The 10,691-nt window shown below is 72.1% G+C and carries 16 protein-coding genes; 7 read left to right on the forward strand and 9 right to left on the reverse strand.

Annotated features, from left to right (window positions below):
* Positions 1-16 precede the first annotated feature (16 nt).
* On the forward strand, positions 17-622 hold the full coding sequence (locus H4O22_RS01125; RefSeq protein ID WP_182525295.1) for an ACT domain-containing protein: 606 nt from the start codon (positions 17-19) through the stop codon (positions 620-622).
* Positions 623-825: 203 nt separating this feature from the next.
* On the opposite strand, the gene H4O22_RS01130 is transcribed toward H4O22_RS01125, so the two are convergent.
* Positions 826-1,269, reverse strand: coding sequence for a nitroreductase family deazaflavin-dependent oxidoreductase (locus tag H4O22_RS01130; protein ID WP_182525296.1), 444 nt, complete (start codon positions 1,267-1,269; stop codon positions 826-828).
* A 64-nt stretch (positions 1,270-1,333) separates the two neighbouring features.
* On the opposite strand from H4O22_RS01130, the gene H4O22_RS01135 reads away from it, so the two are divergent.
* Together H4O22_RS01135 and H4O22_RS01140 are read left to right on the forward strand one after the other, a co-directional pair.
* Positions 1,334-2,251, forward strand: coding sequence for a 1,4-dihydroxy-2-naphthoyl-CoA synthase (locus H4O22_RS01135; protein ID WP_182525297.1), 918 nt, complete (start codon positions 1,334-1,336; stop codon positions 2,249-2,251).
* Positions 2,252-2,318: 67 nt separating this feature from the next.
* Positions 2,319-2,675, forward strand: coding sequence for a VOC family protein (locus H4O22_RS01140; protein ID WP_182525298.1), 357 nt, complete (start codon positions 2,319-2,321; stop codon positions 2,673-2,675).
* Between the two features lie 9 nt (positions 2,676-2,684).
* Here the strand turns inward: H4O22_RS01140 and H4O22_RS01145 are convergent, their stop codons facing one another.
* Positions 2,685-3,101, reverse strand: coding sequence for a VOC family protein (locus H4O22_RS01145; protein ID WP_182525299.1), 417 nt, complete (start codon positions 3,099-3,101; stop codon positions 2,685-2,687).
* Between the two features lie 173 nt (positions 3,102-3,274).
* On the opposite strand from H4O22_RS01145, the gene H4O22_RS01150 reads away from it, so the two are divergent.
* From H4O22_RS01150 to H4O22_RS01165, 4 genes are read left to right on the forward strand one after another with little or no spacing between them, the layout of a single operon-like run.
* Complete coding sequence (locus tag H4O22_RS01150; protein WP_182525300.1) at positions 3,275-3,610, forward strand: MarR family transcriptional regulator; 336 nt, start codon at positions 3,275-3,277, stop codon at positions 3,608-3,610.
* 43 nt (positions 3,611-3,653) lie between these two features.
* Positions 3,654-3,866, forward strand: a complete 213-nt coding sequence (locus tag H4O22_RS01155; protein ID WP_182525301.1) for a hypothetical protein — start codon at positions 3,654-3,656, stop codon at positions 3,864-3,866.
* Positions 3,863-4,129 (forward strand): hypothetical protein, encoded by a 267-nt coding sequence (locus tag H4O22_RS01160; RefSeq protein ID WP_182525302.1) that lies wholly within the window; start codon positions 3,863-3,865, stop codon positions 4,127-4,129. The genes H4O22_RS01155 and H4O22_RS01160 overlap by 4 nt, the downstream gene beginning before the upstream one ends.
* Positions 4,126-4,428 carry a rhodanese-like domain-containing protein gene (locus H4O22_RS01165; RefSeq protein ID WP_182525303.1) on the forward strand — a complete coding sequence of 101 codons (303 nt, stop codon included), beginning with the start codon at positions 4,126-4,128 and terminating at the stop codon, positions 4,426-4,428. The genes H4O22_RS01160 and H4O22_RS01165 overlap by 4 nt, the downstream gene beginning before the upstream one ends.
* A gap of 21 nt (positions 4,429-4,449) precedes the next feature.
* Here the strand turns inward: H4O22_RS01165 and H4O22_RS01170 are convergent, their stop codons facing one another.
* The 7 genes from H4O22_RS01170 to H4O22_RS01200 form a co-directional block, all read right to left on the reverse strand.
* Positions 4,450-4,605 carry a hypothetical protein gene (locus H4O22_RS01170; protein ID WP_182525304.1) on the reverse strand — a complete coding sequence of 52 codons (156 nt, stop codon included), beginning with the start codon at positions 4,603-4,605 and terminating at the stop codon, positions 4,450-4,452.
* Between the two features lie 135 nt (positions 4,606-4,740).
* Entirely contained in the window at positions 4,741-5,778 is a 1,038-nt protein-coding gene (locus tag H4O22_RS01175; protein WP_182525305.1) for an isopenicillin N synthase family dioxygenase, read from the reverse strand.
* Positions 5,775-6,881, reverse strand: a complete 1,107-nt coding sequence (gene add, locus H4O22_RS01180; RefSeq protein WP_220451242.1) for an adenosine deaminase — start codon at positions 6,879-6,881, stop codon at positions 5,775-5,777. The genes H4O22_RS01175 and add overlap by 4 nt, the downstream gene beginning before the upstream one ends.
* A 132-nt stretch (positions 6,882-7,013) precedes the next feature.
* Positions 7,014-7,865, reverse strand: coding sequence for an ABC transporter permease (locus H4O22_RS01185; protein WP_220451243.1), 852 nt, complete (start codon positions 7,863-7,865; stop codon positions 7,014-7,016).
* On the reverse strand, positions 7,862-8,650 hold the full coding sequence (locus H4O22_RS01190; protein WP_182525306.1) for an ABC transporter permease: 789 nt from the start codon (positions 8,648-8,650) through the stop codon (positions 7,862-7,864). Before H4O22_RS01190 ends, H4O22_RS01185 begins: the two co-directional genes overlap by 4 nt.
* A complete protein-coding gene (locus H4O22_RS01195) occupies positions 8,651-9,469 on the reverse strand; it encodes an ABC transporter ATP-binding protein (RefSeq protein WP_182525307.1) in 819 nt (272 codons plus the stop codon).
* A gap of 1 nt (position 9,470) precedes the next feature.
* Positions 9,471-10,532 carry an ABC transporter substrate-binding protein gene (locus H4O22_RS01200; RefSeq protein WP_182525308.1) on the reverse strand — a complete coding sequence of 354 codons (1,062 nt, stop codon included), beginning with the start codon at positions 10,530-10,532 and terminating at the stop codon, positions 9,471-9,473.
* Positions 10,533-10,691: the final 159 nt, after the last annotated feature.

A 10,691-nucleotide genomic window follows, 5' to 3' on the forward strand; every position in this document is an offset into this window, starting at 1 on the left:
CGGCTAGGGTCGGCGGGTGCCGTTCCTGCTGCGCGTCGAGCTGCCCGACGTACCCGGTTCCCTGGGTCGCGTCGCGAGCGCGATCGGTGAGGCCGGCGGCGACATCGAGGCGATCGAGATCGTCGAGAAGCGCCACGAGGGGGTCGCGGTCGACGACGTGCTGCTCGAGATGGCGCCCGGTGCGATGCCCGACTCCATCGTCTCGGCCTGCAACGCGCTCGACGACGTCCGGGTGGTGTGGATCAGCCGGTACGCCGCGGGCGGCAACCTCTTCCTCGACCTCGAGGCGGTCGAGGAGCTGACCGCCTTCCCGGCCAAGGCGCTGGACCGGCTCATCGACCTGCTGCCGATCACCTTCCGCGCCGACTGGGCGGCCCGGGTCGGCGAGGGCCAGGGCGTCGTGTACGCCACCGAGGCGGCCCCCAGCAACCTCACCTGGATCTCGATGGGCCGCGCCGCCCGGCTCAGCACCGACGACGACAACGTGCACTGCGGTGCCCGCCTCAACCACCAGGAGGTCGTCATCATCGGCCGCCGTGGCGGCCCCGAGTTCCTCGACTCCGAGCTGGCCCGGTTGGGGCACCTGGTCGCGCTGGCGATGTCGATCGTCCGCGCGGGCTGAGCGGGCGGGTTTCCCCGGATATCCGGGGAAACCTGATGTTCTCGGCCGTCGCGATGCCCGAGAACATCAGGTTCTCCCTGAGAAGTGGGAGCGGGGCCGTCCTTGCGGGCCAGCACCGAGTACGCCGAGCCGCGCGGCGGCTCAGCAGCAAGGGCGCGTACCGCTGGGTGCTGGAACCTCCCAGCCGCTCCTGCGGGCGACCCTCAGACGCGCTCGAGCAGGAACACCGGGATCTCGCGGTCGGTCTTCTCCTGATACTCCGCGTAGGGGGCGTACTGCGCCACGCAGCGCTCCCACCACTCGGCCCGCTCGGCGCCCTCGGCCACCCGCGCGATGTACGTGTGCCGCTCGGCGCCGTCCTGCAGCTCGACCTCGGGGTGGGCCAGGAAGTTGTGGTACCAGCTCGGGTGCTCGGGTTCGCCGCCCTTCGACGCGACCGCGGCGTACACGCCGTCCTTCTCGACCCGCATCACCGGGTTCTTGCGCAGCTTCCCCGACGTCGCGCCCTTCGAGGTGATGACCACGATCGGCCACTCGGGGTGGTCCATCAGGGTGTTCGCGCGCTGGCCGTTCGAGGCCTCGAACTCCTCGACCTGGTCGCGGACCCACTGGGAGGGGCTGGGCTCGTACTCGCCGTCTAGTGCCATGCCTCCACCAGACCACGCGACGGCCCGGTACTCCAAGGCCTACGCCCCCCGATAGCCTCCACGCATGAGCGCGATCGACGGGGTGTCGGAGATCTTCGACGCCGACGCCTGGGACCTCGTCCCCGGCTTCGAGGACCTGACCGACCTCACCTACCACCGGGCGAAGGCGCACGGCACCGTCCGCGTCGCGTTCGACCGCCCCGACGTGCTCAACGCCTTCCGGCCGCACACGGTCGACGAGCTGCTCCGGGTGCTCGAGCACGCGCGCACCTCCAGCGACGTCGGCTGCGTGCTGCTTACCGGCAACGGCCCCAGCGGCAAGCACGGCAAGTGGGCGTTCTGCACCGGCGGCGACCAGCGGATCCGAGGCCGCGCCGGCTACCAGTACGCCGAGGGCGAGACCGCCGAGTCGGTCGACAAGGCCAAGCTCGGCCGGCTGCACATCCTCGAGGTGCAGCGGCTGATCCGGTTCATGCCCAAGATCGTGATCTGCGTGGTGCCCGGCTGGACCGCCGGCGGCGGCCACAGCCTGCACGTGGTCTGCGACCTGACCCTGGCCAGCGCCGAGGAGGCGCGGTTCAAGCAGACCGACGCGGACGTCGGCTCCTTCGACGGCGGCTTCGGGTCGGCGTACCTCGCCCGGCAGGTGGGCCAGAAGTTCGCCCGCGAAATCTTCTTCCTCGGCGAGGAGTACTCCGCCGAGGACGGCGTCCGGATGGGCGCCGTCAACCGTGCCGTCCCGCACGCCCAGCTCGAGGCGGCCGCGCTCGAGTGGGGCCGGATCATCAACGGCAAGAGCCCCACTGCGCAGCGGATGCTGAAGTACTCCTTCAATGCCATCGACGACGGCCTGGTCGGCCAGCAGCTCTTCGCCGGCGAGACCACCCGGCTGGCGTACATGACCGACGAGGCCCAGGAGGGCCGCGACCAGTTCCTGGAGAAGCGCGAGCCCGACTGGTCGCCGTTCCCTTGGTACTACTGAGTCGAGCTCACCGCTCCCAGCGCTGAATTCGCTGGTCCCGCGAGTCCCTGGGCCCTAGGTTCGACCGGTGGCCTTGACATCGGAACAGGTGCTCGTGCACGCGGTGGATCCGGCGGCCTTGGGGCAGTGGTGGGCCGAGGCCCTCGGCTGGGTCGTGGTCTACACCTCCGCTGACGAGTTCGAGATCCGCCCGGAGCCCGATCGGATGCCGGGCCTGGACTTCGTCCGGATCTCGGAGGAGAAGCAGGCGAAGAGCCGGCTCCACCTCGACTTCCGGCCCGACGACCAGGACACCGAGGTGGCCCGTCTGGTGGCGCACGGCGCGCGACGGGTGGACGTCGGCCAGGGGGACCAGGCGTCCTGGGTGGTGCTGGCGGACCCGGAGGGCAACGAGTTCTGCGTCCTCGCGCCGTCGGCCGACTGACGCGTCCGCTCAGAGCGCGAACTCGCCGGGGGCGAGGCTGCGCAGCACGCAGAACTCGTTGCCCTCCGGATCGGCCATCACGACCCACGACTCGGTGCCGGCCTGCCCGACGTCGGCGGGTCGAGCGCCCAGGCCCTCGAACCTCGCGACCTCCTCGGCCTGGGAGCAATCGATCGGGGAGAGGTCGAGGTGCAGCCGGTTCTTGACCGTCCTGCCCTCGGGCACGCGCGCGAGGAAGATGGTCGGGGCGAGCGGTCCCCGGCGTACCGCCTCGAGGAGCTCGGCGTCCGGTCCGCGGGCGGGGCCGATCTCGACGAGGTCGTCGGTGGCGTCGAGGACGGCGTACCCGAGCGCGGCGCACCAGAAGCGTGCGAGTCCGGCGGGGTCGGCGCAGTCGATGTTGATCTCGGTCAGTCGGGAGGTCATGCGTCCCCATTGTCCAGGTTCGAGGCCGCAGGTGGGGCTGACGCGTGACGTCAAACAGGCAATGCCCGCCCTCCGCGTGGTCGGCCACGCTCAGCCCTCGAGAGAGCCGGCCCCCTTTGCCTGTCTGACCTCACGCGCGGGTTGTGCTCCCCGGCCTGGGCTAGTCTGCGGTCGTGTCTGGGCCTCCTCCGTTCAGTCCGACCGTCGCGTTGCTGGGGACGAGCCGGGTGTGGGAGGCGCTGCTGACCGAGGCCCTGAAGCCGCTCGGGCTGACGACGCGCAAGCTGGGCCTGCTGGGGCACATCCGCCGCACCCCCGACATCTCGTTCAGCGAGCTCGCCCGGCACTCGGGGATCACCGTGCAGAGCGCGCACGGCGCCGCGGCGCTCCTCGACCGCGCCGCCGTGGCTGTGGCCGAGGTCGACGCCCGGTTCGTCGAGCAGCATCCCGCGCTGGCCGAGGCGCTGCGCGACGTGCGACCGCCGGGAAAGCCAGGAGGTCCGTCATAACCTTCAGGTAGCCGGAAGGTAATGACGTCCTTCCTGCTCCCCGGTGGCACGGGCGGGTCCCGGTGGCACCGAGCGGAGCCTCGAGACCGCCCGCCTGCTCGCCCTCCAGATCGCCCCGCGACAGGCCGAGGCGATCGCGGACCCCGACGGCGGCGCCCGGCTCCGAGCCCTTGGGATGCTGTCCGGGATCCTCAACCTGCTCTGGGTGGCCGTGGTGGTGCTGATGATCGTCCGGCCCGGGTCGGCGTCCGCATGAGCGCCGTGCTGCGCACGCTCGGCGTCCTGTCCCTCCTGGAGCTGGTCAGCGTCCTCGCGCTGCTGGCCAACCTCGCCACCGTGCACGACGAGACGGTGAGCCGGTTCCTCGGCCCGGCCCACGGCGCGCTCTACCTCGCCGTGGCCACGACCGCCCTCCTCGGTCGCGGCCTCGCGCGCCGGATGCGCATCGGTGCGCTGATCCCCGTGCTCAGCGGTCCGCTCACGGTGCTGAGCGTGCGGCGTGAGAGGCGGAGCGCATGAGCCTGCGCCACTACCTGCGTCGCCCGCCCTCGGTCACCGCGCGGGAGGCGGCCCGCCTTCTTCTGGAAGGGGCGCTCGTCGTGGACGTGCGCCGGGAGTTCGAGTGGCGCCGGGCCCACATCCCCGGTGCCGTGCACCTCCCGCTCGAGGAGCTGCCCGACCGCTGCGTGGACCTTCCCGAGGACCGCTTGCTGATCACGTTCTGCACGGGCGGCATCCGGTCGGCGGGGGCAGCCAACCTGCTGGTCGAGCACGGCTTCGACGCGGTCAACATGAGTCGGGGACTCACCGCCGGGTGACCCCGCGCCGGGCCGCCCGTCCTAGCCGGCCATCGGGTGCCGGACGACGTCGAGCGGGTCGACGAACGTCTCCCCGCACGTGCAGACCCAGGCGGTCGCCATGCCGCTGCGGTCCAGGACGGTGACGAGGTGCTCCCCGGCGGGGGCCGGGGGAGGGAACGTCTTGGGGCGGCTCATCGGTGCCTCCACACGGTTGGGATCACTGCACCACGGCACCACGGCACCACGGCACCACGACCGTACCGACGGCGAACACCGTGCCGCGTCACGTGCGTGTGAACCTCCCGTGAACCCCTGGCGCCGGCGCCGGCGTCAGCCCCCGGCGGCCAGCACCCGGGCGGCCTCGCGCTCCGCGTCGGTGTTGGCGACCCCGGCGCGCGAGCCGGCGAGCTTGGCGCGGATGTGCTCGCCCACGGTGATCGGGGGGTACGGCGACCCGTCGCCGACGCAGGTCGGCAGCGTCTCGACGACCGCCTCGATGTTGCCGTCGTGGAAGAAGGCCGCGCTGCGACGGCGCTTGACCTGCCCGTCCACGATCGGCGGCTTGACCCGGTGCAGCGTCGACATCCAGCGGTCGTTGGTCCAGCGCGCCATCAGGTCCCCGAGGTTGATCAGCAGGGCGCCGTCGGCGGGCATCACGTCGTGCCAGCCGCCGTCGCGTCCGAGCACCTGGAGGCCGGCGACCTGGTCGGCCCAGAGCACCGTGACGATGCCGTAGTCGGTGTGCTCGCCCATCCCGGTGAGGTCGCCGTCGAGCTCGAGGGCACCGGGCTCCAGGGCGTAGTGGTTCATCCGCAGCACGTCCAGGCTGTGGTCGGTGTAGGCCTCGAAGAACCCCGCCGGCAGGCCCAGGGCGTCGGCCATCACGTCGGTCAGGGTGCGCGCGACCCGCGCCGCCTCGTCGAAGTACGCCGCCACGGCCTCGCGGAACACCTGGGTCTCGGCGGGCCAGACGTTCTCGGGGTAGTCCGCCTCGGGCAGGTCGAGCCCCGGGTGGTCGGACACCGCGGCGCCGACGTTGAAGGCCTCGAAGAAGTCGTGCATCCGGTTCGCCGGCGCCAGGCCGAGGCTCAGGCTCAGCGACTCGGTCTTCGGCGGGGCGTAGCCGCGGTTCACCTCCGGCGGCGTGCGGTACTGCAGCTTGGCCTCCAGCGGCAGGTGGAAGAACTCGTCGAGCGCCGCCGCGAACCCGTCGGTCACCGACGTCGGCACGCCGTGCCCGACGACCTGGATGAACCCGACCGTCCGGGCGGCCTCGTCGAACGCGGCGGCCACCGCCGCCCGGTCCTCGGCGGTGCCGTCCCCGACGTACGCGGCGATGTCGACGGTGGGGACGTGGAAGCTGGTCATGCGGGGTCCTCCTGGAGAACGGGGGCGGGGACGGGGGCGGGGGCGTCCGGGGTGAGGGCGACCATCGCCTCGACCCGGGCGAGCAGGGCGGTCTTGTCGGAGTCGTCGAGCCAGCAGGCCTCGACGGCGCTGCGGGTGAACGTCGCGAGCTGGTCGCGGCGGTAGCCCAGGGCGTGGGCGAGGACGCGGTAGTCGTGGGTCGGGTCGGTGCCGAACATCGGCGGGTCGTCGGAGTCGATCGTCACCAGCAGGCCGGCGTCGACCATCTCGGCGATCCGGCGGTGGCTGCCGTCGCCGCTGCCGGAGTAGCGGCCGATGTCGCTGCTGACCGGCGTGCAGGTGAAGGGCACCCGCTCCTCGACGCACCGGCGGGTGAGGGCCGGGTCGTCGACGACGTGGTAGCCGTGGTCGATCCGGCTGCAGCCGAGCTCGTCGAGGAGCACCTCGACGTGGCGGGGCGGCCCGGACTCCGAGTGCGCCGTACGCCGCAGGCCGTGGCGCGCGGCGAGCCGGTAGGCCTCCACGAACCTCCCGGGCGGGCCGTTGACCTCGGCGTAGTCCAGGCCGATGCCGAGCACCTCGTCGGCGCGGTGCTCGACGACCTGCTCGACGAGCTCCACCGCGGCCGCGCCGCTGCGCTCACGGCAGATGCCGACGACGAAGGTGGCCCGGACGCCGGTGTCGGTCTCGGCGTCCCGGGCGCCGGCGAGGACCCCCTCGAGGAGGGTCGGGTACGGCACGCCGGCGTGGCCGGGCGGGCTGAGGTGCACCTCCCGGTAGAGCACCCCGTGGTCGGCGCCGCCCGTGGTGAGCGACTCGTAGGTCACCCGGTGGAAGTCGTCGGGGTCGCGGATCAGGGAGCCCACGACGTCCAGCACGCGGAGGAACTCGCCGAGGTCCTCGTAGCTGTGGTGGTCGTAGAGGTCCTCGGCCGACCGCTCGAGGGGTACGCCGTGCTTCCGGGCGAGCTCGGCGACGGTCTGCGGGGCCACGCTGCCGATCAGGTGGCAGTGCAGGCTGATCTTGGGCAGCGTCGCGACCATGGCGTCGATCGCCGGGTCGGTCGGCACCGGCGTCGACCAGGTGGTGCTGGGCCTCGTCACGGGGCTCCTTCGGGGGGTGGGGCGGACAGGTGGCAGGGGGCGGCCGGGGACGTCATACGAGGTGGTCGCTATCGCCGCCAGGTCGTATGACGTCCCGGGCGGCGGCGGGCAGCGGGCAGGCGGCGGGGAGCCTCAGCCGTCCGTGGCGGACCGCCCGAACCTGCTGAGCACGGCGGCCTCGATGAGCTGGGCGACGAGGTAGAGCAGCAGCGCGGTGACGGTGACCACGACGACCAGCGCCCAGACACGGGCGTTCTGCGAGCGGCCGGCGGCGGAGACGACGGCGTACCCGATGCCCTTGCCGGTGGCCAGCCACTCGGCGAGCAGGGCGCCGGTCAGCGCACCCGGCACCGCGATCCGCACGGAGGCGAACAGCGCCGGCAGCGCCGAGGGGAAGCCGACCCGGAGCAGCACGGTCGAGGGCGAGCCGCCGTACACGAGCACCAGGTCGCGCATCTGCGGCGAGACCGAGCGCAGCCCGAGGACGATGTTCACCAGGGCCGGGAAGAGCACGACGATGGCGCTCATGATCGCGACGATCGCGTAGCCGCGGCCGACGAGCAGGATCAGGATCGGGGCGAGCGCGATCAGCGGGACCGTCTGCAGGACCAGCGCGACCGGCATCACCGCGCCCTCGAGCATCCGGTAGCGGACCACGACCGCGGCGAGCACGATCGCTGTCAGCATCCCCGTGGCGAAGCCGATCCCGGCGTCGGTGAGGGTCTGCTGGAGGAGCGTCCAGATCTCGGCGCGCAGCTCGGCGGAGTCGTCCTCCCCGAAGAGGGTGGTCCACACCTCGGCGGGTGTCTTGCCGACGTACGGCGAGACGTCCCAGACGCGCAGCGCGGCGATCCACAGCAGCACCACCACGGCCAGGACCAGCGCCATCGTCGCGACCTGGCGGACCACGGCGCGCAGGAAGGAGCCGGCCCGGCCGACGTCGGCGGCCGCGGGGCTCAGCGGGGTCAGCAGCTCGGTGCTCACGAGGCGGCTCCCCGCGACCAGGGGGTGACCAGCCGGGCGATCAGCCCGAACAGCGCGTAGCAGCCGCCGGCCAGGAGCGCGCAGCCGATGCCGACGGCCCAGGCCTGCTCGACGTCGACGTTCTGCTGGGCGATCTTGAGGATCAGGGCGACGCCGCGCTGCACGCCGCCGACGTACTCCCCGAGGATCGCGCCCAGGACCGCCGCCGGCGCCCCGATCCGCAGCGCCGCCAGGATCGAGGGGAGCGCGGCGACCAGCTGCACGGTGACCAGCTGCCGCAGCCGCCCGCCGCCGTACACGCTGACCACGTCGAGGCTGGTGCGGTCCGCGGACCGCAGCCCGAGGACGGTGCCGACGACGGTGGTGAAGAAGACCGAGAGGGCGGCCAGCGCGGTCGCGGTGCCGGAGCGCTGCCCCTCCTCGGGGTTGCCGATCACGATGAAGAGCACCGGCGCGATGGCGACCAGCGGGACGCAGTAGCTGATCACCGCGACCTGCATGAGCACCGGCTCGGCGAACGGCAGCAGCAGCACCAGCGAGGCCACGAGCAGCCCGGCGAGGGTGCCGTAGCCGAAGCCCACCGCGGCCTCCTGCAGGGTCATCCCGAAGTGCAGCGAGTAGAACTCCCAGCCGTCGTCGACGGCCGAGGCGACGACGCCGTCCGGGGTGGGGACGCGGGCGTCGGCGAGCACCGTGACGGCGGCCAGCCACCACAGCGCCACCAGCCCCACGATGCCCAGCACGCCGGTCCCGAGCGACCGGGCGGTGCCGGCGGGCGTCGACACTCAGTCCTCCCCGAAGAGCAGCTCGGAGGCCCGGTCGTGCAGCGCGTGGAACTCCGGGGTGCGCATCAGGTCCGGCGTCCGCGGTCGCGGCAGGTCGACGTCGATGACCTCCTTCACGCGTCCGGGCCGCGCGCTCATCACCGCGACCTTGTCGGAGAGGAAGATCGCCTCGGAGATGCCGTGCGTGACCATCAGCGTGGTGGCGGGCTTCTCGGTCCAGATCCGCAGCAGCTCGACGTTCAGGCGCTGGCGGGTCATGTCGTCGAGGGCGCCGAACGGCTCGTCGAGGAGCAGCACGGACGGCCGCACCACCAGCGCACGGGCGATCGAGACCCGCTGGCGCATGCCGCCGGAGAGCTGGGCGGGCTTCGCGTTCTCGAAGCCCTCGAGCCCGACCAGCCGGACCAGCTCGGCGACCAGGTCCTCGTCCGGGGTACGGCCCGAGACCTGGAAGGGCAGCCGGATGTTGGAGACCACCGAGCGCCACGGCAGCAGCGCGGAGTCCTGGAAGGCGATCCCCAGCTCGTGGTCGCGGCGCAGCTCCAACGGGGTGCGGCCCTCGACCAGCGTGGTGCCGGAGGTGGGTTGCTCGAGGCCGGCGAGGATCCGCAGGATCGTGGACTTCCCGCACCCGGAGGGACCCAGGAGCGTCAGGAAGCTGCCCTTGTCGGTCCAGAGGTTGGCGTCCTCGAGGGCGGTCACCGAGCGGCGGCCGACCCGGAAGGTCTTGGTGAGGTGGTCGATCCGCACGCCGGTGCCGGTGGAGGCGGTGGCCTCCCCGGCACCGGCGCGCGTCGACGCCTGGGCGAGCTCGGACATGTCAGGGCAGCTCCGTGAGCTCGGGCTTCTCCTCGAGCAGCTCCTCGAGCAGCGAGAGGTCGAAGAGGTCCTCGGCCTCGATCTCGATGCCGGCGGCCTCGAGGGTCGCCATGTTCTGCCCGATCAGGTCGTCGGTGATGGTGAACAGGCCGTTGGCCTCGACGTCGGGCGTCACGATCAGGCCGGTCTGCACCTCGGACTGCTCGACCTCCTTGGCCATGTCGAGCTTGAGGTCCTTGCCGTACTCCTCGACCGCCATCCGCGCGCCCTCCTCGGGATCGGCGAGGGCGTCCTGCCAGCCGCGGATCTCGGCCTCCAGGAAGGCCTTCACCTTGTCCGGCTCCTCCTCGATCATCCGGTCGGTGGTGATCACCGACTCGGCCACGAAGGGCAGGCCGTTGTCGGCGAAGGGCAGGTTGGTGACCTCGATCCCCTGCGCCTGGACGGTGATCGACTCGTTGGTCACGTAGGCCAGGAAGCCGTCGACCTCGCCGTCGAGCAGCGGGGCGGGGTCGTACTCCACCGGCACCTTCTCGACGTCCTCGGGGTCGATGCCGTTGACCTCGAGCAGGGCGTCGAAGAGGGTCTCGTTGCCGCCGGCCTGGACGCCGATCTTCTTGCCGACCAGGTCCTCCGGCGTGGCGATGTCGCCGCCGTCGGCCAGCGACAGGATCGTGAACGGGTTCTTCTGGAACTTGGTGCCCACGATCTTCAGCGGGGCGTCCTCCTCGGCGATGACCTGGGCGGCGGAGACCGCGTTGCTCAGGCCGAAGTCGGCGTCCTCGGTGGCGACGAGGGTCTCGATCGCGCCGGGGCCGGGGTCCATCGTCACCGAGCTGAACCCCACCTCCTCGTAGTAGCCCTCGCTGTCGGCGAAGAACTCGCCGGCGAACTCGGCGTTCTTGATCCAGGACAGCTGCAGGGTCACGGCCCCGAAGTCCGCCTCGCCGGTGCCCTCGGCGCCGGTGTCGGGGTCGCCGTCGTCCGACCCGCAGGCGGAGAGGGCGAGGACGGCGGTGGCCAGCAGGGCGCCGGCACGCGAGGCGCGCGTGCGTGAGGTCATGGGAGTGCTCCAGCTTCTGCGGTGGGCTCGACGTCGCGAGCGCTGAGGGGTGGTCGTCCCGGTACGGCCGGTGGTGTGACGTGAACGTAGGAGCGCGGGATTTCGCGGCCGGACGTTGCAGGTTTCGGCGCCGTTACAACGCTCGTTTCAGGTGTGACG

The sequence above is a fragment of the Nocardioides dongkuii genome, from assembly GCF_014127485.1.
GTDB lineage: Bacteria > Actinomycetota > Actinomycetes > Propionibacteriales > Nocardioidaceae > Nocardioides > Nocardioides dongkuii.